22 protein-coding genes and 1 riboswitch are annotated in these 21509 nt (G+C 68.6%); of the genes, 9 read left to right on the top strand and 13 right to left on the bottom strand.

Annotated elements, in window-relative coordinates; all coding sequences use genetic code 11:
- The first annotated feature begins 15 nt into the window (after positions 1–15).
- Positions 16–1398, top strand: coding sequence for a serine hydrolase domain-containing protein (locus ACFYY1_RS12085; RefSeq protein WP_388583722.1), 1383 nt, complete (start codon positions 16–18; stop codon positions 1396–1398).
- A 227-nt stretch (positions 1399–1625) separates the two neighbouring features.
- On the opposite strand, the gene ACFYY1_RS12080 is transcribed toward ACFYY1_RS12085, so the two are convergent.
- The 3 genes from ACFYY1_RS12080 to ACFYY1_RS12070 all read right to left on the bottom strand — a co-directional run bounded on the left by ACFYY1_RS12080 (position 1626) and on the right by ACFYY1_RS12070 (position 3612).
- Positions 1626–2078, bottom strand: coding sequence for a GNAT family N-acetyltransferase (locus ACFYY1_RS12080; protein WP_388583720.1), 453 nt, complete (start codon positions 2076–2078; stop codon positions 1626–1628).
- Between the two features lie 131 nt (positions 2079–2209).
- Positions 2210–3079: a GNAT family N-acetyltransferase gene (locus tag ACFYY1_RS12075; protein ID WP_388583718.1), complete on the bottom strand. Its 870-nt coding sequence runs from the start codon at positions 3077–3079 to the stop codon at positions 2210–2212.
- A 5-nt stretch (positions 3080–3084) separates the two neighbouring features.
- Entirely contained in the window at positions 3085–3612 is a 528-nt protein-coding gene (locus ACFYY1_RS12070; protein WP_388583716.1) for a DUF2269 domain-containing protein, read from the bottom strand.
- A gap of 341 nt (positions 3613–3953) precedes the next feature.
- On the opposite strand from ACFYY1_RS12070, the gene ACFYY1_RS12065 reads away from it, so the two are divergent.
- On the top strand, positions 3954–5135 hold the full coding sequence (locus ACFYY1_RS12065; RefSeq protein WP_388583714.1) for a globin domain-containing protein: 1182 nt from the start codon (positions 3954–3956) through the stop codon (positions 5133–5135).
- Positions 5136–5194: 59 nt separating this feature from the next.
- Here the strand turns inward: ACFYY1_RS12065 and ACFYY1_RS12060 are convergent, their stop codons facing one another.
- The 5 genes from ACFYY1_RS12060 to ACFYY1_RS12040 all read right to left on the bottom strand — a co-directional run bounded on the left by ACFYY1_RS12060 (position 5195) and on the right by ACFYY1_RS12040 (position 9702).
- The gene (locus ACFYY1_RS12060) at positions 5195–5674 is read right to left on the bottom strand and encodes an NUDIX hydrolase (RefSeq protein ID WP_356081910.1); all 480 of its coding nucleotides are present in this window, start codon (positions 5672–5674) and stop codon (positions 5195–5197) included.
- A 63-nt stretch (positions 5675–5737) separates the two neighbouring features.
- Positions 5738–6634, bottom strand: a complete 897-nt coding sequence (locus ACFYY1_RS12055; RefSeq protein ID WP_388583712.1) for a LysR family transcriptional regulator — start codon at positions 6632–6634, stop codon at positions 5738–5740.
- Positions 6635–6890: 256 nt separating this feature from the next.
- Entirely contained in the window at positions 6891–7244 is a 354-nt protein-coding gene (locus tag ACFYY1_RS12050; RefSeq protein ID WP_388583710.1) for a hypothetical protein, read from the bottom strand.
- 867 nt (positions 7245–8111) lie between these two features.
- On the bottom strand, positions 8112–9242 hold the full coding sequence (locus tag ACFYY1_RS12045) for a cystathionine gamma-lyase (protein ID WP_388583709.1): 1131 nt from the start codon (positions 9240–9242) through the stop codon (positions 8112–8114).
- A gap of 82 nt (positions 9243–9324) precedes the next feature.
- Positions 9325–9702: a phage holin family protein gene (locus ACFYY1_RS12040; protein ID WP_388583707.1), complete on the bottom strand. Its 378-nt coding sequence runs from the start codon at positions 9700–9702 to the stop codon at positions 9325–9327.
- 68 nt (positions 9703–9770) lie between these two features.
- On the opposite strand from ACFYY1_RS12040, the gene ACFYY1_RS12035 reads away from it, so the two are divergent.
- From ACFYY1_RS12035 to ACFYY1_RS12020, 4 genes are all read left to right on the top strand, one after another.
- Positions 9771–10088 carry a cupin domain-containing protein gene (locus ACFYY1_RS12035; protein WP_388583705.1) on the top strand — a complete coding sequence of 106 codons (318 nt, stop codon included), beginning with the start codon at positions 9771–9773 and terminating at the stop codon, positions 10086–10088.
- A gap of 162 nt (positions 10089–10250) precedes the next feature.
- A complete protein-coding gene (locus ACFYY1_RS12030) occupies positions 10251–10463 on the top strand; it encodes a DUF5326 family protein (protein WP_388583703.1) in 213 nt (70 codons plus the stop codon).
- 245 nt (positions 10464–10708) lie between these two features.
- On the top strand, positions 10709–11479 hold the full coding sequence (locus ACFYY1_RS12025; RefSeq protein ID WP_388583701.1) for an IclR family transcriptional regulator: 771 nt from the start codon (positions 10709–10711) through the stop codon (positions 11477–11479).
- Between the two features lie 101 nt (positions 11480–11580).
- The gene (locus tag ACFYY1_RS12020; RefSeq protein ID WP_072488197.1) at positions 11581–12018 is read left to right on the top strand and encodes an SsgA family sporulation/cell division regulator; all 438 of its coding nucleotides are present in this window, start codon (positions 11581–11583) and stop codon (positions 12016–12018) included.
- An 80-nt stretch (positions 12019–12098) separates the two neighbouring features.
- Here the strand turns inward: ACFYY1_RS12020 and ACFYY1_RS12015 are convergent, their stop codons facing one another.
- Positions 12099–13460 (bottom strand): YibE/F family protein, encoded by a 1362-nt coding sequence (locus tag ACFYY1_RS12015; RefSeq protein ID WP_388583699.1) that lies wholly within the window; start codon positions 13458–13460, stop codon positions 12099–12101.
- Positions 13461–13491: 31 nt separating this feature from the next.
- Positions 13492–13625: riboswitch (TPP riboswitch) on the top strand.
- On the opposite strand from ACFYY1_RS12015, the gene thiC reads away from it, so the two are divergent.
- On the top strand, positions 13618–15405 hold the full coding sequence (gene thiC, locus ACFYY1_RS12010; protein WP_388583697.1) for a phosphomethylpyrimidine synthase ThiC: 1788 nt from the start codon (positions 13618–13620) through the stop codon (positions 15403–15405). It overlaps the preceding riboswitch by 8 nt.
- Before the next feature lie 66 nt (positions 15406–15471).
- Here thiC and ACFYY1_RS12005 read toward each other — a convergent pair whose 3' ends face one another.
- Positions 15472–15882: a YybH family protein gene (locus ACFYY1_RS12005; protein ID WP_388583695.1), complete on the bottom strand. Its 411-nt coding sequence runs from the start codon at positions 15880–15882 to the stop codon at positions 15472–15474.
- Here ACFYY1_RS12005 and ACFYY1_RS12000 point away from each other — a divergent pair.
- On the top strand, positions 15874–16338 hold the full coding sequence (locus tag ACFYY1_RS12000) for a winged helix-turn-helix transcriptional regulator (RefSeq protein ID WP_388583694.1): 465 nt from the start codon (positions 15874–15876) through the stop codon (positions 16336–16338). The genes ACFYY1_RS12005 and ACFYY1_RS12000 overlap by 9 nt on opposite strands.
- A 51-nt stretch (positions 16339–16389) precedes the next feature.
- Here ACFYY1_RS12000 and ACFYY1_RS11995 read toward each other — a convergent pair whose 3' ends face one another.
- From ACFYY1_RS11995 to ACFYY1_RS11985, 3 genes are all read right to left on the bottom strand, one after another.
- A complete protein-coding gene (locus tag ACFYY1_RS11995) occupies positions 16390–17214 on the bottom strand; it encodes a hypothetical protein (RefSeq protein WP_388583693.1) in 825 nt (274 codons plus the stop codon).
- A 181-nt stretch (positions 17215–17395) separates the two neighbouring features.
- A complete protein-coding gene (locus ACFYY1_RS11990) occupies positions 17396–18454 on the bottom strand; it encodes a metallophosphoesterase (protein WP_356081934.1) in 1059 nt (352 codons plus the stop codon).
- A 173-nt stretch (positions 18455–18627) separates the two neighbouring features.
- Positions 18628–19740, bottom strand: a complete 1113-nt coding sequence (locus ACFYY1_RS11985; RefSeq protein WP_266731277.1) for a LacI family DNA-binding transcriptional regulator — start codon at positions 19738–19740, stop codon at positions 18628–18630.
- Positions 19741–20110: 370 nt separating this feature from the next.
- Here ACFYY1_RS11985 and hisC point away from each other — a divergent pair, with 370 nt between their 5' ends.
- Positions 20111–21190, top strand: coding sequence for a histidinol-phosphate transaminase (hisC, locus tag ACFYY1_RS11980; protein ID WP_388583692.1), 1080 nt, complete (start codon positions 20111–20113; stop codon positions 21188–21190).
- Positions 21191–21509: the final 319 nt, after the last annotated feature.

Raw genomic sequence — 21509 nt, 5'->3', positions numbered from 1 at the left:
GGTAGTTGTTTGAGCATGACCTACTCACCCGAACAGTTGCTACCGGGGACGCAGCGTGCCCTGCTGCACCGCATCGCCACCGCTCAGTCGGAGGGCCGGGCGCCCTCGCTCGTTGCCGCGGTGCGGAGGCAGGGGCGGACCGTCTGGAGCGGTGCCCGCAGTTGCGTGGACGGCCATGCCCCCGACGGCGACACACAGTTCAGGATCGGCTCTCTCACCAAGACCTTCACCGCGGTGCTGGTGCTGCGCCTGCGCGACGAGGGCCTTCTGGGCCTGGAAGATCCGCTGGAGAAGCATCTGCCCGGCACCGGAGTCGGCGAGGTGACGATCCATCAACTTCTGGGGCACAGTGCTGGACTCGGTGCCGAGGCGCCCGCGCCCTGGTGGGAGAGGACGCCGGGCACGCTGCGGCCCGAGTTGGCCGATGTGCTCGGTGAGCAGACCCGGATGCACAGCCCGGGGCAACGTCACCACTACTCGAACCCCGGCTACACGCTGCTGGGCGCGTTGGTCGAGAAGGTGCGCGGGGTGAGCTGGGCGGAGGCGCTGCGGCGCGAGATCCTGGAGCCGCTCTCCATGCACCGCACCGGGTCCCACCCGCAGGCTCCGCACGCGGGCGGCTGGGCCGTGCATCCCTGGGCCGATGTCATGCTGCCCGAACCGGCGGAGGATCTCGGGCTGATGGCCCCGGCCGGCCAGCTCTGGTCCACGACCGATGACCTCCTGCGCTTCGCGGCCTTCCTGGCCGAGGGGGACGACCGGGTGCTCCGTGTTGCCTCCGTGAAGCAGATGCGCGTACCGTCCGCACCTTCCGAGCCCGGTGAGTGGCAGTCCAACTACGGTCTGGGTCTTCAGGTGGTGCGGAGCGGCCGCCGCACCCTCATCGGTCATACGGGCTCGCTGCCCGGATTCCTGGCTGCCCTGTGGATCAGCGTCGAGGACGATGTGGCGGTCGTAACGCTCACCAACACGACGGCGGGGCTGATGGTCGGTGGTGTCGCAGCCGACCTGGTGGACATCGTGGCCGAGTCCGAGCCCCGTATTCCTGAGCCCTGGCGCCCGTTGCCGGAGGCGGACGCGGAACTGCTGGCGCTGACCGGTCCCTGGTACTGGGGCACGCGCTCGAACGTCCTGCGGATGGCCCCGGATGGCGGGCTGGAGCTTGGACCCCTGCAGGGCGCCGGCCGCGGCGCCAGGTTCACCGCACAGCCCGATGGCACCTGGATCGGCCTCGACGGCTACTACGCGGGGGAGACGCTGCGCGTGGTCCGTAACAGCGACGGCAGCGTGAATCACCTCGATCTGGGGTCGTTCGTCTTCACGCGGGAGCCGTACGACCCGGCGGCAGCCGTTCCTGGTGGAGTGGACGAGGGCGGCTGGCGGGGGCTGGAAGGCTGAGCTTCACGTTTCACGTGAAACAACGGGAGGGAGCGGGTCGGCTCAGGCCGTCGACTCCCGTTCCAGCCGGGTACGTAAGCGCGCAGTGATCCGTGCCTGACCCACCATTACGCGAACCGGGATGCCTCTGCCTCGACTGCGACGGAAGCATCCCGGCCCGCGTCGGACTGCCGGGGAAGTCGCCAATGCGGTGCAGGGGCGACCCCCTCCAGGATTCCGAAACGCGATCAGAGCGCGAGCTTGAAGCCCACATGGCTGGCGGTGAATCCGAGCCGCTCATAGAAGCGATGGGCATCGGTCCGGGTCGCATCCGACGTCAGCTGGACCAACTGGCAGTCCTGCCGCCGCGATTCGTCCACGGCCCATTCGATCAGCAGGGTGCCGAGGCCGCTGCCGCGCTCATCGGCGTGGATGCGTACGCCCTCGATGACCGAGCGGGTCGAGCCGCGCCGGGAGAGCCCGGGAATCACGGTCAGTTGCAGGGTTCCGACAACGCGGCCCTCGCGGACGGCGACCATCAGGTGCTGGTTCGGATCGTCCGCGAGCCGCTGGAAGGCGGTGCGGTACGGGGCGAGGTCGTCCGGTGACTCACGCCGGGCACCCAGCGGATCGTCGGCGAGCATGGCCACGATCGCCTGGATGTCGGCGGCGGCGGCGGGGCGTATCTCCAGATCACTCATGATCGGCAGGGTACGCAGACCATCCGGGCGGCGCACGGGACCGGTCCGGGCGGGTCGGCCCCGTGCGACTCACGCGACCGGTGCGGGGACCTTCGGCGTTCCGACGGCCTCGACCAGTGGTGCCAGTGTCGTCAGCCCATGGCCACGGTCAGCGGGGCGTAGCGGCGGGTCCAGTCGCCCGGTACATCCGCGGCTCCATGTGTCATCACCGCCGTCGTGGGGCCGGGCCGCAGACCGTGTGCCTCGAACCAGTCGAGCAGCTCGGTATGGCGCGCGTCGATGTCCACGCGCAGCGGCAGATCCGTCGTCTCCGCGAGTGAGGCGACAAGCGCCTCAGCCGTGGCGGTGTCGCGCGCGACCAGCGGGCCGATCGCATGGGTCCGGCCGCTGGGCCAGACCGCCGCGTAACCGATGAGACGTCCCCCGTCCTCCGCGACCCGGATGCGGTCGGCGTACGCGGGGAGCCGGGCGAGGACATGGGTCCGGTCGGCGCCGAAGACATCCGCGTCCAGCAGAACCATGGCTCGCAGGTCCTCCGCCGTGGCCGGGCGGACGGTGACGGCAGGGGGTCCGCCGTCGGTCGGCCGGAAGTAACCGGCGACCCGCTGGGAGTGGCCCACGACCGAGAAGCCGAGTTGTTCGTAGAGTGGTTGCCCCGTGGCCGTCGCGTAGAGGCTGAGCTGGATGTCTCCGTACTCGGCGATCACATGGCGCATCAGCTGCCGCGCGATTCCCTGCCGCGCATACCGCTCCGCGACGAGCACCATGCCGATGGCTGCCAGCCCGTTGCCGTAGGAGGTCACCACGCAGCTGGCCATCAGGCCCTTGCCATCGGGGTCATCCACGCCGTAGCCGGTTCCGGCGGCCAGGAGCAGGCCCCACCTGTGCTCGTCGCGTGGCCAGCCACGGTCTTCGCTGAGATCGGCGCAGGCGACCAGGTCGCCAGGGGTGAGGCGCCGGACAAGCAGTTCGTTGATCGGACGGGGCAGTGAGCTAGGCATGAAGGTCAGGCTGTCCGACCCGATGTTCGCCCGTCCACCCCTTTACCTGTTCCGGACGAGTGGCGCAGCCTACGGCCGCGCCGGGTCGGTCCCCAGGGCTTCAGTACCGATATCGCGGTGATGAAGAGGTACGTTGCCGTTGCCACCGACGGTGCGACCACCAGGTCGATGTCGACGGCCCCACGTGCCGCGGCCTCGTCGATACCGGGCCGCAGGGAGAAGACGGACAGCGCCACGGTGATCAGAGTGAGCCAGAACTTCGTCCAGACCCACCGGTGTCTGGCCAGCCCCCACGGGGTGCCGAGGGCCAGGACGAGGCCGCTGAGAAGAGAGAACAGGGCGACCGGCACGATCAGCCAGTCCCCGAAGATCTTCATGGCACGGGTGGCTGCCTGTGCGGTGGTGGGGTCCCCGGTGGAGAATGCCGCGATTCCGAGCGCCAGCAGTCCGACGGTCAGTCCCAGCCAGCTCACGGATACCGCAACATGTGCCACCAGGAGGCTTCGGCGGGCGGAGCGTTTGAGTGGTTTCACGTGAAACACGGTGCCGGGCACGAGGGGATCGGGCGTCTGACAGCGGGAGTATTCGCGCGTACTGGTCTCGGCGTACGGCACGCGTTCTACGGGGCTCCACGCGTCATCTGCAGGCTTCTCCGCCGGGTGAGTTGCCGTCCTGCCCAGTGCTGATGCGTTCTTGGACGTCCGGCATGGGTCCACGCCCCGTCCGTGTCCTTCGCAAGGCATGCTGGGCCAGGGATCGTGGACAGTGGCCGGACGCCGGCCGTCAGCGGGTCCCGACTGCGTCCGCGGGCTGGGGGGTTGCGGGCAGTGCTGGTGCGTAAGGCGACGACGAGACGTACGAGGCGAGGCACAGTATGGATGCTCCGGCCACCGGGTGGACCGATGACGGAACGGGCAGATCCACCGACGCGACCCTGATCCACCGCACCCTGGCCGAGATATCGCCCGTCGCGGATCAGGCGACCTCGTACTTCTACGCGCTGCTCTTCGTGCGCCACCCGGAACTGAGGAACCTGTTCCCGGTCGCGATGGACGTCCAGCGGGACCGTCTCCTCCGTGCGATCCTCACTGCGGCTGATCGGCTGGACGATGCACACGCACTGGCCGAGTATCTCGGCGATCTGGGGCGGGGCCACCGCAAGTACGGCACGTCGCCCATGCACTATCCCGCGGTGGGGGAGGCGCTCATGGGCGCCCTGAGCCGCTACGCGACCACCACTTGGGACGGGGAGACCGAAGCGGCGTGGGTGCGTGCCTACACCGCGATATCGCAGATCATGATCGACGCGGCCGCCGTGGACGAGCAGCGGGCCCCCGCCTGGTGGCACGCGGAGGTCGTGTCGCACGACCTCCGAACCCGTGACATAGCGGTGCTCAGGCTCCGGACCGATCAGGCCTACCCGTTCCTCGCCGGCCAGTACACGGCAGTGGAGACCCCGTGGTGGCCCCGGAACTGGCGGCACTATTCCTTCGCTTCGGCGCCCCGCCCCGATGGTCTGCTCACCTTCCATATCAAGGCGGTCCCGGCCGGCTGGGTCTCCAACGCCCTGGTGCACCGGGCCCGGCCCGGCGACATCCTGCGCCTCGGCCCGCCCACGGGCTCGATGACGGTCGACCACTCCACCCACAACGGTCTGCTCTGCCTGGGTGGAGGCACAGGCATCGCGCCCATCAAGGCGCTTGTGGAAGATGTCGCGGAGCACGGCGACCGGCGTCCGGTGGAGGTCTTCTACGGGGCACGCAGCGATCACGACCTGTACGACATCGACACGATGATGCGGCTCCAGGACACCTTTCCCTGGCTCGCGGTGCGGCCCGTGGTCGCCACCGGTCCGGGAACGGGAAACGGCCTGATGAGGGGACTGCTGCCCGAGGCGGTGCGGCAGCACGGCCCGTGGCACGGGTACGACGCCTATCTCTCGGGCCCGCCCGGCATGATCCGCAGCGGCGTGGACGTGCTCCGGGGCATCGGGATGCCGGCCGAGCGCATCCGCCACGACTTCTTCGACGAACCGGCCGACACCGGCCCCGCCTGACCGCGACAGCCGCCGCGAAACCGGGACAGCGGCCGCCGCTCCACCGGGACCGGTGGCAGTCAGCCCAGATCGGGCGCGTGCATCGCGCGTACGCCCTCGATGTTCCCGTCCAGGTAGTGCCGCAGCGACAGCGGTACGAGGTGGACGGCTGCGATCCCCATCCGGCTGAACGGCACCCGTACGATGTCGTACTCCCCGCAGGGATCGTCGATCTCGGGGCCGTGCCGCCGGGACAGGTCCATCGAATCCAGTCGGCAGACGAAGAAGTGCTGGACCTTCACGCCCTTCACCCCACCGCCCTCGATGTGCTCCACGGTGTCGACGAAACAGGGGACCACATCGGTGATCTTGGCGCCCAGCTCCTCGTCCACCTCGCGGTGCAGGGCGTCGACCACGGTCGCGTCCTCGGGCTCGACCCCGCCGCCGGGCGTGAGCCAGTAGGGATCCACTCCGGGCTTGGTGCGCTTGATGAGGATCAGGTCGTTGCCGTCGAGCAGGATGGCGCGTGCGGTGCGCTTGACCACGGGACGTTCGGTCATGGCAAGAGAGTGGCCCGCAGAACCGGTTCTGAAACACCGGACCGGTGCTGGGCGGCCCTGAGCTCACCAGTCGGCGGCAGCACGCAGCAGCCACTCGTGCGCCCGCGCGATGTGGGGCAGCGCGAGTGTGCCGGTCCGCACCGCCAGGAAATAGGTGCGCAGGGGAGGAACCGGAGGGTCCAGGAGGGCCACGACCTCGCCCCGCTCCAGCGCCCTCTCGCACAGGTAGCGCGGCAGCACGGCGAGCCCGGCGCCCGCCGCGGTGCACTCCAGGACCGCCCGGAGGTCGGGCACGATCACGGTGCCCGCGAGGGCCGGCCGGCTCTCGAAGACGGCGGCCCAGTACCGGGAGACGAGCGGCAGGCTCTCGTGGACCTCCACGACGGGCAGCTGCTCCAGGACCACGGGTCCCTTGTGGCGCAGGGTCCCGGGGCCGAGGCGCCCGGCCCAGCGCGGCGCGGCGACCAGGACATGCTCTTCGTCGCAGAGGGCGGACGCGGTGAGCAGCCCACCGCGTGGACGGGCGGTCGCGATGGCCAGGTCATGGTGTCCGGCGGCCAGCCCCTCCAGTGCTTCTTCCGCGCCGGTGAAGAAGGAGCTGCGCAGGGCCAGACCCTGGGCGACGAGCGGGGTGAGCGCGGGCAGGGCGCGCATCGACGAGAATTCGGGCGGCCCGGCCAGATGCAGCGTCCGTACGCCCGACTCCGCGTCGAGCTCCGCCTCGGCGATCTCGACCAGAGCGTCCAGATGGGGCGCCGCCCGGTGCGCGAGTTCGTCGCCGACGGGCGTCGGGGTCACGCCGCGGGCCCTGCGCAGGAAGAGCGGCCGGCCGAGCTGCTGCTCCAGGGTCCGGATCTGCGAGGTGACCGCGGGCTGGGAGAGGCCGAGCAGGGCGGCGGCCCTGGTGAAGGAACCGGCCCGGTGCACCGTGACGAACGTGCGCAGCAAGGTCAGGTCCATGTCCTGTCCTCCCACCCTCGCGACGCTTCGGACCCGTACAACTATAAATATGTCGATAGGTCGCTGTCGCTACTGTGATTGGACACTGACGGAGAGTCAACTAGCCTTGTTCGGGCGGTTCTTCGCAGGGGGAACCGGGGGCGGTCCGAGCCACGAGGGGGGAGGCTCGGACCGTCCATCTTTCGTAAGGCACCTGGCTGCGGGTTCCTTGTGCGGTACGCCTTTCAGATGGGCGCTGGGAAGTGCTGGGGGAGATTCAGCGTGAGGGGATCCGTGAGGCGATTGCCCGCTGCGACAGGAGTGTCGGCAGGCGGTTCACGGCTGTCACGCCCTTGGCCCCGGACTTCGGCAGGAAGCGGGCGTAGTGCTCAAGCGCGATGGTCGGCGCCTCGTGGCCGAGCCAGTGCGAGAGCGTAACGATGTCCTCCCCTTCGGCGAGCGTCACGGAGGTGGCCGCCCGGCCGACTACAGCCCGATGTCCCCAGGCCTCCCGCTCATCGTGGAGGCGATCATCACGCTGTCGTCGATCCAGGCGTTCGCCGATCTCGACCCCAGGCGCATCGAGGACCGCCTCGCGGATTACCTCGACGGCTCGGAAGGTGCGGTGCACTTGTCGGGGAGCACTGCTGTACACCGGCTGGACTTCGGACCGCCCTGGTCCGTGGCTGCTCCGGCGGACGAAGCTCCGGAGGGTACTTGGCCGGACGGGCCGTGATCTGCTGACGCAGGCGGTCAACTGAACCGCGGCCAAGGGCAGCGTTCGTCGCTACATCCAGAGCCGACGGCCGTGACCGGGGCCGAAGGCACGGTGATGTTCATGAACGCGGATGCCTGGGGCGCGCCTGCGTTTTTGTCCCAGTGCCAGTCACGTCGTTCGGTCACGCGGCGATCGTCCCCATCCGATCCGGAACACGAGGCCAGAAGAACGACGGCGGTGAGCGTCGCGAGGAAGTGGGCACCACGCCGGATCTTCAACGGTTCTCCTCGTCACCGCGGGACACGTCTCCGCGGGTACCTTCGCAGCCCTGGTCCGGTGGGTTCACCGTAGAGGACGTGGGACTGTTCAGGTCGTACGTGTAGGTGGAGCTGCTTCCCCTCATATCGAATTCCTGGCCGCACTGGCTGCGCACACCCTGCTGCTGACGGGCTCGGGCGAGCTGGCGTTCATCGATGTCGACTCCACCCGCGGGGTGGTCCACCGTCGGGCGAAACCGGCGCCGATTACAGCCGGTTCAAGGGCATTCGCACCCTTGCACCCGCTCCTCGCCACGGTCTACCTCACAATCGAGGCCGCGATCGCGACGCTGCGGAGGCGACGCGGCAAGGCAGCAGACTCCAGAGGCGCCCCGAAGTTCATGAGTGGGGCCCTGGCCACCGTCGTCGAGGTCGGCTGCACTGCACCGGGACCCGTGTCCTGCGGGCTGACTCGCAGTTCTACAACGCCGGGGTGATCGCCGCCGCCCGTACCACCGGTCGGTCAGCGCTCGCCCATCGCCGCGTCGAGTGCCCGTTCCACATCCGCCACCAGGTCCTCCGGGCTCTCCGCGCCGACCGAGAAGCGGATGAAGCCCTCGGGCACCGCGTCACCGCCCCAGCGCGCCCGGCGCTCGGCGGTGGAGCGCACTCCGCCGAAACTCGTCGCGTCGTCGACCAGTCGCAGCTCGGTCAGGAAGCGCTCGGCCCGTTCGCGGTCGGGCAGCACGAACGACACCACGGAGCCGAAGCGCCGCATCTGCCGCACGGCCTTGGGATACGACGGGTCGGAGGGGAGTCCGGGGTAGCGCAGCCCGGTCACCTCGGGCCGCTTGCCGAGCGCCTGCGTCAGCGTCAGAGCGGTGGCGCACTGCCGGTCGATCCGCAGCTCCAGCGTGGCCAGCGACCGGTGCGCGAGCCAGGCCTCCATGGGGCCGGGGATGGCGCCGACCACCTTGCGCCAGCGCCGTACTCCCGCTGCCAGCTCGGGATCACGGCAGGTCACATGGCCGAGCAGGATGTCCCCGTGTCCGGTCAGGCCCTTGGTGTCACTGGCCACCGAGAAGTCGGCCCCCAGCTCCAGCGGGCGCTGGCCGAGCGGCGTGGCGAGGGTGTTGTCGACGGCCACCAGCGTGCCGGCCGCGTGCGCCGCCTCGACGAGCCGGCGCACGTCGCAGACATCGAGCCCCGGATTGGAGGGGGTCTCGATCCACAGCAGCTTGACGCCTTCGAGGACGGCCAGCTGGGCATCGCCACCGGTCGGCGCGGTCCGCACCTCGACGCCATACGCCTCCAGCTGCTCGCGCACCAGCGGCAGGGCCTGATAACCGTCGTCGGGCAGTACGACGACATCTCCGGTGCGTGCCTGGGACAGCAGTACGGCCGAGATCGCCGCCATCCCGGAGGCGAACACCGTCGTCTCGACGGGCTCCCCCGGTGCCTCCAGCTCACCGATGGCCCGTTCCAGATGGGTCCAGGTCGGATTGGTGTCCCGGCCGTAGGTGTACGGACCCGTCGGCTCACCGGAGAGGTGGAAGTGCGCGGCGAAGACCGGCCCGGGGAGGGTGGGCTCGAACTGCTCCGGTTCGGGCAGCCCGGCCCGTACTGCTCGTGTTCCGTCACCCAGGGTGCTCATACCGCTTCCTCGCTTCTCTCGCTGGCGCTTGGCTCTCCGGTGTGCCACGGACCTGAACTGCACTGTCTCAGGAGGCTTCGGGTCAGTCCTCGTCGGGCAGGATCACGTTCAGTGCCCACGACACGATGGAGATGATCAGTCCGCCGAGTACGGCGGTCCAGAAACCGTCGACATGGAAGCTCAGATCGAACAGGCCGGCCAGCCACGAGGTCAGCAGCAGCATGAGCGCGTTGACCACCAGCGTGATCAGCCCGAGCGTGAGGATGAAGAGCGGCAGGGTCAGCAGCTTCACGATCGGCTTGACGACGAAGTTCACCAGACCGAAGAGCAGGGCCACCAGGACCAGGGTGAGTGCCTTGCGTCCGGTGCTGCCGCCGGTCAGCGTGATGTCCTGGATCAACCAGATGGCCACGGCCAGCGCACCTGCGTTGGCGATCGTCTTGACTACGAAATTCTTCATGTGTCTGATCGTGGCAGACCTGATCGGTGGCGGACACCGGCAGCGCAGAGGCAAGGGGCGGACAGGGCATGAAGGCATTCAGACTGGACGAGCTGGAGGCGGAACGGGCCGCCAACGACGGCGCGTATCTGCAGTTCGTCAAGGAACGGAACATGTCCGTCGGCCTGTACGCACTGGATGCCGGTGAGCTCGACCCGCAGCAGCCGCACGATCAGGACGAGGTCTACTTCGTCGTCAGCGGCCGCGCAGCCATCACGGTCGGAATGGAGACCACGCAGGTGGGCAGAGGAAGCGTGGTGTACGTACCGGCCGGTGTCGCCCACAAGTTCCACCACATCACCGAGGACCTGCGGGTGATGGTGGTCTTCTCACCCCCGGAGGGCTGAGCCGGTCCCCGGGAGGCTCATCTCCGGAGGGCGGGGGTCCGGTCTCAGGGATCCCTCAGGGGTCGATCAGGGGACTTCAAGGGCTGCGGACCCACCGCCGGCCCCCTCCGCGCCTCTAGCATCGAAGGAGGAACTCATGGAGACGAGGTAAGGACGATGGCGGTGCGGGAGATATTCGCGGGGATGCCCTGGTGGGTGAAGTGGATCGCGGTGCCGGTCATCGCGATCGTCGTGTTCGGCGGTCTCATCGCCAGCGTGATCGGGTTTGTGATCGGACTGCTCTTCAAGGTCCTGATCTTCGTGATCCTGGTCGGCGGGCTCATCTTCGTCGTACGCAAGTTCATGTCGTCGTCCTCGTCGCGCAGTGACTGGTAGGACGATCGGAAGCCGGCCGTGGCATTAGCCCAGCTGAGCTAAGCGGAAGACGAAACGAAGCCCCTCGCGGACTCGGCGGATAGGGTGGCAGTTCGCTGCCACCACCTGGGAATCAACAGTCCGTCACCACGCTGACCAGTGGCCAGTACGGCGCGTTCGTCGTCCGGACCCCAGCCATGCGGCAGTGCGTGGGGGCGGCCCCCACAGGCGGGCTGACCACCCGTCACCATGCCTGGGGGTGACTGTTGACCACGGCATCGAGCACTGCTGCCCCGACGCTGATCGGTTCGGTTCAGCGAGCGCTGAGGCTGCTGGAAGCCGTGGTGACCCATCGCGACGGGGCGCCCGCGAAGCAACTGGCCAGGGAAGCGGGCCTTCCCCTCCCCACGGCCTACCATCTGCTGCGCACCCTGACCCATGAGGGCTATCTGCGCCGGGAGAACGGCGTCTTCCTCATCGGGGCCGCGGCCGAACGCCTGGTCGACGAAGGCGCGTTGCAGAATCGTCGCGGCAGGATGGCCGAGTCGTTGGGCCGCTGGCGCGACATCATCGGCGCACCCGTGTACTGCGCCGTCTACCGCGAGGGCGAGATCGAACTCATCGCGGTCGCCGACACCCCCGCCATTCCCGCTGTCGACGAGTGGGCCTCCTTCCGGGAGACCGGGCATGCCCATGCGATCGGCCAGTGTCTGCTGAGCCAGCTCGACGAGAAGGCCCGCGAGGACCACTTAGACCGTCACCCTGTGCGTCCGCTGACCCGCTACTCGGTGAAGGACCGAGCCACGCTCCTTGAGCGGCTGCGGTCGCTGGAGCGGACGGAACCTGTCATCGAGCGACAGGAGTACGCCCTGGGAACGGTCTGCGCGGCCATCCCGATCACGGCCGGATTCACCGCTGCCGCGATGGCGATTTCCGTACCCCTGGAGCAGGAAAGTCGGTTGCTCCCCGCAGTCGAACAACTACGTGGCGAAGTGGCCAACCTCTTGCGTTCGTTCGTGTTCTCTATCAGTATCTGAAAAATCACTCCTTGTGATCTGCTATCGCGTGCACCACGATGGCGTCAATAGGGCCACGGGGGATCATTCCTGGCCAGATTCATCTACTGCGGGGTTGAACGATGCGCGAGTCGGTTCAAGCTGAGGTCATGATGAGCTTCCTCGTCTCCGAGGAGCTCTCTTTCCGGATCCCGGTGGAGCTCCGGTACGAGGTCTGCGATCCGTATGCGATCCGGATGACCTTCCATCTGCCCGGTGACGCCCCCGTCACCTGGGCATTCGGCCGTGAGCTGCTGCTCGACGGCCTCAACAGCCCCAGTGGCGACGGCGATGTGCATATCGGCCCCACTGAGCCCGAGGGGCTGTCCGACGTACATATCCGGCTCCAGGTCGGCGAGGACCGGGCCCTCTTCAGGGCCGGTACGGCACCACTTGTGGCGTTTCTCGACCGGACCGACAAGCTCGTGCCACTCGGTCAGGAGTGCACGCTGGGTGACTTCGAGGGCAACCTGGAAGACGCCCTGGGCCGGATCCTCGCCGAGGAACAGAACGCCGGCTGAGTGGAGACGGCGCCGCCGACCGGCTCGCCGGTCGAACACGGCACCTGCCGAATGGGTGAAATTGCTCAGCGTGGAGAAGCTCAAGGCCTCGCCCTGCGACGACGGCCCTTCCTGGTCCGTACGGGCGCCGAAGCTCCGGCTTCCGCGCCGGACCCTGTGCGGTCCGCGGAGACGACCAGCGCAGCGAGCACCGTCGTCACCGGCACCGAGGCGACCAGTCCGATCGAGCCGACCAGCGTTCGTACGATCTCCTCCGCCACCAGCTCGCTGTTGGCCACCGTCCCCACGCTGCTCTGCGCGACGGAGAACAGCAGCAGCAACGGCAGTGCGGCGCCCGCATAGGCGAGCACCAGGGTATTGACGACCGAGGCGATGTGGTCGCGTCCGATCCTGATCCCTGCCCGGTAGAGCCCCCGCACACCCAACGTCGGGTTCGCCTGGTGGAGTTCCCAGACCGCCGACGTCTGGGTCACGGTCACATCGTCGAGGACCCCGAGCGAACCGATGATGACACCGGCCAGAAGCAGACCGCTCATGTCGATGTGCGGGTACAGACCATGGATGAGGCCGGTGTTGTCGTCGGTGTTGCCGGTCAGGCTCGCCCAGCCGATGAAGAGCGATCCGAGCAGTCCGATCAGCAGCAGCGAGATCAGTGTGCCGATCACCGCCACCGAGGTGCGGGCGCTCAGGCCGTGGCACATGTAGAGCGCGATCAGCATGATCGCGCTGGCCCCGACCACGGCGACGAGCAGCGGATTGGAGCCCTGGAGTATGGCCGGGAGGATGAACAGGGTCAGCACGGCGAACGAGACGGCGAGCGCGACCAGCGCCATCACCCCGCGCATGCGGCCCACCGCGACCACGGCCAGGGCGAAGATCCCGGCCAGCAGGGTCAGCGGGAACTTCCGGTTCACATCCGTCACCGAGTACTGCAGGTCACGGGGCGCGTCGGGGGCGTACGCCACGACCACGCCCTGACCGTCGCGCAGCTGACGCGTTGCGTCGGGCTGGACGATCTCGGTGAAGGTCCGGCCCTTGTCATGACCGGTCGTCACCTCGATCGTGGCCTTCTTGCACAGCCCCCTCGTGCTCCCCGGGGATGGTGTGACGGCCCCGTCGATGGGCGTCTGGACCGCGTTCACCTCCTTGCAGTCCACCATGTCGACCTTCACCACCTTTCCCTGCTGGGTCTGCCGGTCGAATCCGACGCCGGTCCGCTCGTGCGACGGCGCACCACCCGGCCACAGCGCCACCAGACCGACGAGGACGGCGGTGGCGAACGGGATCAGTACGGCCGCGATGACTTTGCGCAGATGTCTGGAGACGGGTGCGGCGGGGCCATGGCTGTGCGAGTGACCGTGCTGATGGCCCTGCGTTTCGAGGTCGATAAGGGGGGACGTCACCGGCCGATCATCGCAAGAAGAGACGGGCCCACTGTTCATCGGGCCGGACGGGGCGCTAGCGTGGGGGAACCTTTGCACACGCGGGAGCTCGGAGCACCGGGCTGAGAGGGCGCTGATCTCCGTACGTCCGTACGGGACAGGCTGCGCCGACCGCCGAACCTGTTACCGGGTAATGCCGGCGTAGGGAGTAGGTCTCATGACCACATCGGACGCACGCACGCCTGCCTCGAACCAGAGCGACGAGGCCGGGAAGTCCATCGGTTGGCACAAGGGGTACGTCCAGGGCTCGCGCCCGGACCTCCGGGTGCCGGTCCGTCAGGTGCACCTCACCAACGGCAAGGACGTGACGCTGTACGACACGTCGGGTCCGTACACCGATCCCACCGTCGAGACCGATGTCCGCCGCGGGCTCGCACCGCTGCGGGAGAACTGGATCATCGCCCGCGGCGACACCGAGGAGTACCCGGGCCGTCCCGCCCGCCCCGAGGACGACGGGCTCAAGCACACCTCGCCGCGCGGCGGACTGCGCAACCTCGACGCGGTCTTCCCCGGCCGCCCGCGGCTGCCGCGCCGCAGCCGGGACGGGCAGCCGGTGACCCAGCTCGCGTACGCCCGCCGGGGCGAGATCACCCCGGAGATGGAGTACGTGGCGATCCGGGAGAACGTCGAGCCCGAGGTGGTGTGCGAGGAGATCGCGGCCGGCCGGGCCGTGCTGCCGGCCAACGTCAACCACCCCGAGATCGAGCCGATGATCATCGGCAAGCGGTTCCTGGTGAAGGTCAATGCCAACATCGGCAACTCCGCGGTGACTTCCTCCATCGAGGAGGAGGTGGAAAAGATGACGTGGGCGACGCGCTGGGGCGCCGATACCGTCATGGATCTGTCCACCGGCCGCAACATTCACACCACTCGTGAGTGGGTTTTGCGTAATTCACCCGTTCCGATCGGAACTGTCCCGCTCTACCAGGCGCTCGAAAAGGTCGACGGCCGGGCGGAGGAACTGACCTGGGAGATCTACAAGGACACCGTCATCGAGCAGGCCGAGCAGGGCGTCGACTACATGACGGTCCACGCCGGCGTGCGCCTGCCGTACGTGCCGCTGACCGCCCGTCGCAAGACCGGCATCGTCTCGCGCGGCGGCTCGATCATGGCGGCGTGGTGCCTCGCGCACCACAAGGAGTCTTTCCTGTACGAGCACTTCGAGGAGCTCTGCGAGATCCTCGCGACCTACGACGTGACGTACTCGCTGGGCGACGGGCTGCGGCCCGGCTCGATCGCCGACGCCAATGACGAGGCGCAGTTCGCCGAACTGCGCACGCTCGGCGAGCTGAACGCGGTCGCCAAGAGGTTCGGCGTCCAGACCATGATCGAGGGGCCGGGGCATGTCCCGATGCACAAGATCAAGGAGAACATCGACCTCCAGCAGGAGATCTGCGAGGAGGCGCCGTTCTACACTCTCGGCCCGTTGACCACCGACGTCGCGCCGGCGTACGACCACATCACCTCCGGCATCGGCGCGGCGATGATCGCGTGGTGGGGGACGGCGATGCTCTGCTACGTCACGCCGAAGGAGCACCTCGGCCTGCCCAACCGGGACGACGTGAAGACCGGCGTCATCACCTACAAGATCGCGGCGCACGCGGCGGACCTCGCCAAGGGGCACCCGGGGGCGCAGGACTGGGACGACGCGCTCTCCGACGCCCGGTTCGAGTTCCGCTGGGAGGACCAGTTCAACCTGGCCCTCGACCCGGACACCGCACGGGAGTTCCACGACGAGACGCTGCCCGCCGAGCCGGCGAAGACGGCGCACTTCTGCTCGATGTGCGGCCCGAAGTTCTGTTCGATGAAGATCAGCAGAAGCATCACTGAGCAGTTCGGCGGCGATGCGGACGCCACCCCGGAAGAGATCAAGGCCGGGATGCTGGAGAAGTCCAAGGAGTTCGCCGCCTCGGGCCACCGGGTCTACCTACCGATGGCCGACTGACCTGCGGAAACGCGACTGGCCGACGGCGCCACCGGGGAGTGGTCGGCTATCCGTGGCAGTCGGCTGTCAGACCGGTTCGGGGTGGCTTGCCACCCCGAACGGGTTGTCGATCACGTAGCGCCAGTATCCGTCCGGGCCACGGCGGGCCACATCCGTTGCGGTGCCCTCGATGTGCACATGGTCGCCGTGGGCCGCGATGCCGTCGATGACGAAGTCCACGATCAGCAGCGCCAGGTCGCCGACGACGTATGTGTGACGCGGCGTCACTTGGATCGGGACATGTAGCCGGAGGAATTCTCGGTTGGCGCGAAACCGATCTGCTCCGGTGACCAGATGGCCGGGACTCGGCGCGAAACCTGCGTCGGGCTCGTAGAGCTGGTCGACGGCCTCCGGGTCGAAGGTGTTGAACGCCCGTGCAAAGGCGTGGGGATGCTCGGCGGCGCTGCTCGCCAGCGGCACACTGGTGGAATGAGTCATGCGGCAAGCGAACAGCCCGTTGACATGGGTCACCAAATGGAAACCCATACCGCCTGGGACGCGGAACTGGTACCAGGCCCGCGGGGCCGCACCCATCGGCCCGAGGGTGACTGCCCCGTCGAGATCGCCCTTGCAGCGGTCTCCGGTCGCTGGACCACACTGCTGCTGCGCGAGCTGATGGGGCATCCTCGCGGTTTCATGGAGCTGCGGGCACTGTTCCCCGAACTCTCCGCGAAGGTGCTCAGTGATCGGCTCCGAACACTGCAGGAGAGAGGTCTGGTGGCGGCGGAACGCCGACGGGGCTTCCCCGTGCGTACGCGATATTCCCTGACGGAGGCAGGCGGGGCTCTGCGATCGCTGCTGATCGAGCTGTACGCCACCGGTGAGGAACTGCTGCGCTTGACCGAGCCGCTAAGTGAAGGCCCGCGATCTCCTGAGAATCGCACTCATCGATGAAGATCTCCCAGGACATCCGGCGCGAGCACGGCGGTTCGCAGTCGGAGCCGGTCAGTCCAGTTCGTGTTCGGGGCCGCCGAAGTCGGGGCTGGTGAAGTCCGGTGAGGTGAACGTCGGACGGGGGCCCGCCGCCGGGCCGTCGCCCGGGCTGGAGAAGTCCGGCGGGCTGTAGCCGACCTTCGGGATGCGGTTCGCCGAGCGGACCGGTGTGCGCGAGGCGGGCCCGGCCCCGGGATCGGCGAGCGCGTCCCGCAGGAACGGCAGGATGCCGCGCTCCAGCAGGGCGTGACGCCAGGCTTCCCTGGCCCGTGCCACGTCCTCCGGCAGCTCCTCCTCGTCGTCCTCGACGGGCTGTGACTCCGAGCCGTTGCGCAGTGCCGTGATGAGCAGTCCGACGGCGGCGGCCAGGATGGCGACGGCTGTGACCGCGGCGAAGAACCAGCCCGCGGAGACCATGGTCGAGGCGAAGGACGGTGCCGGGTCGAGCAGCCTCAGCAGGTAGCCCGCCAGCAGGAATATGAACGCGGCGGTACCGGCCAGCACCGGCGCCAGGACCGTGACGACGGCTCCTATGCCGGCCCCCGACTGGTGCGCACGGCCCGTGCCGGAGCCGGGGAGCGCGTCCTGGTCCGTCCCGTCGGCAGGGCCGCGCAGTTCTTCGCGGGCCTGCACGTAGTGCTTGTACTCGGTGGCGGCGGTCGCGGTGATCAGCTCCGTGGCGTCCAGCGCCATGGTGCGCAGCTGGACGGCGTTGAGCCGTTCGCCGACCGCGGCCAGATCCGGCCGTTCATGGGCATGACGCAGTGCGTCATCGAGGATCCGCTCGTACTCGGGGCGGTCCTCGGCCAGCAGGTGCGGAGCGCTGTTCATGTGCATCCCCCGATGCTCCGTCGGGCCTGAGTGCCCGTTGGAGACGGGCAGTTGGGCGGAAACGGAGGAGAGCCTGCTACTGATAGGCCGATGGTAGAGCGCCCACGGCACGGGGTGACAGGGGGTTTCCGGAAATAGGCCCAGTGGTCGGCGTGGTCAGGTCCTGGAGCGTCTTCCCGGAAGAGCGTCAGTCATGCAGAGGCAGTTGGACGACCAGTAGCTTTCCGGCCATGGTCACTCCGCCGTCCATGGCGATGGCGAGCCCGTCCGCGTACACGTGCGGACCGTCGACCACGGGGCCGGAGCCGTCCTCGCCGTCCTCCGAGCCGACCTCGCCGAGGAGGTACGGAATGGGGCTGTGGCCATGGACGATGCGCTGTCCGCCGTAGGCCGACATCAGTTCCCGGACGGCCTGCGGACCCGACTCGTCACGGAAGGCGAACCGCTTGGTGAGCTTGCGGAAGAGGTCCCAGCACTCATCGGCGTCGTTACGCGTGAGAATGGCGTGCACGGTGTCGTTGACGTCCTCGATGGTGGTGCCGTATTCGAGGTACGCCGTCGTGTCGGAGTGCATCAGCAGATGCCCGTCCTCCTCGACGATCGCGTCGAGCCGGGACATCCACTGGAGATGGACGTCCTGGAGGCGCTCCATGTCGTTCTTCTGGCCGCCGTTGAGCAGCCAGGCCGCCTGGAAGGTGGCGGTGCCGGCGCCGGAGTTGACCGGGGTGTCGCTGAACCGCTTGGCGCCCAGGAGCAGCAGCTCGTGATTGCCCATCAGGGCCTTGCAGTAGCCACCGGCGGCCGCGGCCTCGGCGGACAGCCGCATCACCAGGTCGATGACCCCGATGCCGTCCGGCCCCCGGTCGGTGAAGTCACCGAGGAACCAGAGCCGGGCGTTGCCCGCCGACCACTTGCCGTCGGCGTCGATGAGGCCCTGCTCGGCGAGGGCGGCGTGGAGCTCGTCCAGATAGCCGTGGACGTCGCCGACGACGTACAGCGGCCCGCGACCCTGCTCCGGGACGGGGCGCGGGTCGGGGACGGTCGGCACCTGCAGGGTGTCACCACGGTTGATCACGGGAAGATCGCGCGCGGTGGGGGTGTACCCGTCCGGCGGCATGTCACCGGGGACTGCGTTGCCCGGGTGCGGTGACGCAGGCGGCACCGGGCTCTGGGCATAGGGCGGTACGCGGAAGTCGCGCAACGTCGCCGTCCGCACCACGGGTTCCTGACCGGCCCCCTGTGTCATCGACCCCTCCACCACCGTCGCGCCGCCGTACACCTGACGGGCCCTGCTGGTCGGGGCGGTCCGCGGTGTCGTGCGCCCATCATAGGAATGCGGATCGTGCTGTGTGACGCACCAGGGGTGGTGAATCCGGACGCACGTCGGGTTCACCAACCGATTGGTCCGAAATCGCCTGATCAGTCCCCTGCCGGAGAGCGGGGTGCGCTGACCGTGGTGCGGGGTGGACGGCGTTGCGAGGAGGTCCGCACGATGAGTTCGGTCGGTATGACCTGCTCCACCGGCCGGTCCTGGTCCACGCCCTCGATGGCGTCGATCAGGAGCTGGACGACCGCGGTACCGATCCTGCGCGGCTTGAGCGAGAGGGTGGTGATGGGCGGCTCGGTCGTCGCGTACACGGTGGACTCGCTGCAGCAGACCAGCAGCAGGTCCTCGGGGACGCGCAGGCCGTACCGGCGGGCCGCCGCCAGCAGATCGGTGCCGTTGGGGTCGAAGAGCCCGTAGACGGCGTCGGGCCGGTCGGGGCGGGCGAGCAGCCGGTCGGCGGCGACCGCGCCCGCGCACGGGTCGTGGGCGGGGTACGACTCGTACACCGGGTCCTGGCCCACGCGCTCGCACCAGTGGAGGTACGCGGTGGTGGAGAGGCGGGTGTACGTGTCGGTGGTGGTGCCGGTGAGGAGGCCGATGCGGCGGGCGCCGGCCGCGGCGAGATGGTCGAGCAGGTCGAGGACGGCGGCCCGGTGGTCGTTGTCGACCCAGGCGGTGACCGGGAGCGTTCCGGCCGGGCGCCCGTCCGAGACGACGGGCAGCCCCTGGCGCACGAGTTCGGTGACGACCGGGTCCTGGTCGGAGGGGTCGATCACGACGGTGCCGTCGAGGGCGACGTTCGACCAGACGTCGTGTCGCGAGGTGGCGGGCAGGATGACGAGGGCGTAGCCGCGGGCGAGCGCCGCCGAGGTGGCGGCTCTGGCCATCTCCGCGAAGTACGCGAATTCGGTGAAGGTGAAGGGTTCGTCCCCGTAGGTCGTCACGGTCAGGCCGATGAGGCCGGACTTGCCGGTACGGAGGGTTCGGGCCGCGGCGGAAGGGCGGTAGCCCAGGCGCTCTGCGACCTCGCGGACATGGCGGCGGGTGGCGTCCGGGAGCCTGCCCTTGCCGTTGAGCGCGTCGGAGACGGTCGTGATGGAGACTCCGGCGGCGGCGGCCACGTCCCGGATTCCCGCTCGTCCCTGCCGGCCGCCGCGCCGGGGTGTGTCCGTCCGGCTCACCTGGTGCTTCCCTGCTGCTGTCATGGCGAGCCGATAGTAGGGCTCGGAGGGGTGGTTGGCCTGGTCGCATATTCACTCGTTGACAGGCACGTTTTTGCATGATCATCAAAGGTCAAATGCCTTGCAAACCAAGGGTGTTGAAGGGCTTGGCCGTAGTGTGTCATGCGTCGAACCCGATGGGCCTACTAAATGGCCGATGTCTCGAAGAGGTCTCATCTCACCTCTTCGGGGGACGCGCGCCACGGAGTGAGCCACCGGCGCGCGACGGAGCGAAGAGCGCTCCCCCCATTCCTGGTCGCACCGGACGATTGGACGCTCCGGCCATTCGCAGCGGCGCCCAATCCTCATAAGGTGAGCAGTATTGATGTGTACAGACGATCGAGGAGGACCTGCGGTGAGCGAGACGAGCCCCAAGCTGCGTGCCGAGCTGGACGGCGTCCCCGCCTATGTACCGGGCAAGCCGGCCGCCGCCGGTGGACCGGTCGCGTTCAAGCTGTCCTCCAACGAGAATCCGTATCCGCCGCTGCCCGGAGTGATGGAGTCCGCCCTGGCGGCGGCCGCGAACTTCAACCGCTACCCGGACATGGCCTGTACCGGCCTGATGAACGAGCTGGCCGACCGTTTCGGTGTGCCCCTCTCGCACCTCGCCACCGGAACCGGCTCGGTCGGGGTGGCGCAGCAGCTGCTCCAGGCCACGTCGGGCCCGGGTGACGAGGTCATCTACGCCTGGCGGTCCTTCGAGGCGTACCCGATCATCACGCAGGTCAGCGGTGCGACCTCGGTGAAGGTTCCGCTGAACGAGGGCGAGGTGCACGACCTCGACGCGATGGCGGACGCGATCACGGACCGCACCCGGCTGATCTTCGTCTGCAACCCGAACAACCCGACCGGCACCGTGGTGCGCCGGGCCGAGCTGGAGCGGTTCCTGGACCGGGTGCCAGGCGATGTCCTGGTGGTGCTCGACGAGGCGTACCGGGAGTTCATCCGGGACGTCGAGGTGCCGGACGGCATCGAGATCTACCGGGACCGGCCCAATGTGGCGGTGCTGCGGACCTTCTCCAAGGCGTACGGCCTGGCGGGCCTGCGGGTCGGTTTCGCCGTGGCCCACGAGCCGGTGGCGGCCGCGCTGCGCAAGACGGCGGTGCCCTTCGGGGTCAGCCAGCTCGCGCAGGACGCGGCGGTCGCCTCGCTCCGTGCCGAGGACGAGCTCCTGGGGCGGGTGGGCTCCTTGGTGTCCGAGCGCCAGCGGGTGCAGCGGACGCTGGCCGGGCAGGGGTGGACCGTGCCGGATTCCCAGGCGAACTTCGTCTGGATGCGGCTCGGGGACCGTACCGCCGACTTTGCCGCAGCGTGCGAGCGGGCCGGAGTGGTGGTCAGGCCGTTCATGGGCGAGGGCGTGCGGGTCACGATCGGGGAGGACGAGGCGAACGACCTGTTCCTGAAGGTGGCGGAGTCGTTCCGCGAGGCACTGTAGGTCACTCGCGCAGGCCGCCCGCGCAGGCCGCCAGCGCAGGCCGCCCGTGTGGCGAAGGGCTCCCGGCCCCGTACCTCGTTTCGACGAGGTACGGGGCCTTCTCGTGCTTACGGGGCCTTCTCGCTGTCGATGGCCGGTGCGTCTGGTTCGGGCTGATTGATCGGAACGTCCCAAGAGGGGTACCCCGCCCGAACGTCCCGAAAGTCTGTGCGCCATAATGCTTGTGAATGTGAACGCGTTCACAAGCGTGTCCTGTTCCTCCCGTGATTAGTCGGATTTAAAGGGCAAACTGCCGGTGTGATTACGGCGACGTAAGGAG

This window comes from Streptomyces sp. NPDC001890, from assembly GCF_042891445.1.
Classification (GTDB): Bacteria; Actinomycetota; Actinomycetes; order Streptomycetales; family Streptomycetaceae; genus Streptomyces.
The sequence above is the reverse complement of the archived record's forward strand: the minus strand, read 5'-3'. Positions and strand labels throughout refer to the sequence as shown.

Excerpts from the sequence above, each read along its gene's own strand:
- ACFYY1_RS11990 (WP_356081934.1), bottom strand. The coding sequence starts at position 18,454 with ATGACACAGGGGGCCGGTCAGGAACCCGTGGTGCGGACGGCGACGTTG.
- ACFYY1_RS12015 (WP_388583699.1), bottom strand. The coding sequence starts at position 13,460 with ATGAACAGTGGGCCCGTCTCTTCTTGCGATGATCGGCCGGTGACGTCC.
- ACFYY1_RS12035 (WP_388583705.1), top strand. The coding sequence starts at position 9,771 with ATGAAGGCATTCAGACTGGACGAGCTGGAGGCGGAACGGGCCGCCAAC.
- ACFYY1_RS12075 (WP_388583718.1), bottom strand. The coding sequence starts at position 3,079 with ATGCCTAGCTCACTGCCCCGTCCGATCAACGAACTGCTTGTCCGGCGC.
- ACFYY1_RS12055 (WP_388583712.1), bottom strand. The coding sequence starts at position 6,634 with ATGGACCTGACCTTGCTGCGCACGTTCGTCACGGTGCACCGGGCCGGT.
- ACFYY1_RS12085 (WP_388583722.1), top strand. The coding sequence starts at position 16 with ATGACCTACTCACCCGAACAGTTGCTACCGGGGACGCAGCGTGCCCTG.
- ACFYY1_RS12065 (WP_388583714.1), top strand. The coding sequence starts at position 3,954 with ATGGATGCTCCGGCCACCGGGTGGACCGATGACGGAACGGGCAGATCC.
- ACFYY1_RS12080 (WP_388583720.1), bottom strand. The coding sequence starts at position 2,078 with ATGAGTGATCTGGAGATACGCCCCGCCGCCGCCGCCGACATCCAGGCG.
- ACFYY1_RS12045 (WP_388583709.1), bottom strand. The coding sequence starts at position 9,242 with ATGAGCACCCTGGGTGACGGAACACGAGCAGTACGGGCCGGGCTGCCC.
- ACFYY1_RS12020 (WP_072488197.1), top strand. The coding sequence starts at position 11,581 with ATGCGCGAGTCGGTTCAAGCTGAGGTCATGATGAGCTTCCTCGTCTCC.
- thiC (WP_388583697.1), top strand. The coding sequence starts at position 13,618 with ATGACCACATCGGACGCACGCACGCCTGCCTCGAACCAGAGCGACGAG.
- ACFYY1_RS12040 (WP_388583707.1), bottom strand. The coding sequence starts at position 9,702 with ATGAAGAATTTCGTAGTCAAGACGATCGCCAACGCAGGTGCGCTGGCC.
- ACFYY1_RS12060 (WP_356081910.1), bottom strand. The coding sequence starts at position 5,674 with ATGACCGAACGTCCCGTGGTCAAGCGCACCGCACGCGCCATCCTGCTC.
- ACFYY1_RS12005 (WP_388583695.1), bottom strand. The coding sequence starts at position 15,882 with ATGACTCATTCCACCAGTGTGCCGCTGGCGAGCAGCGCCGCCGAGCAT.
- ACFYY1_RS11985 (WP_266731277.1), bottom strand. The coding sequence starts at position 19,740 with ATGACAGCAGCAGGGAAGCACCAGGTGAGCCGGACGGACACACCCCGG.
- ACFYY1_RS11995 (WP_388583693.1), bottom strand. The coding sequence starts at position 17,214 with ATGCACATGAACAGCGCTCCGCACCTGCTGGCCGAGGACCGCCCCGAG.
- ACFYY1_RS12000 (WP_388583694.1), top strand. The coding sequence starts at position 15,874 with ATGAGTCATGCGGCAAGCGAACAGCCCGTTGACATGGGTCACCAAATG.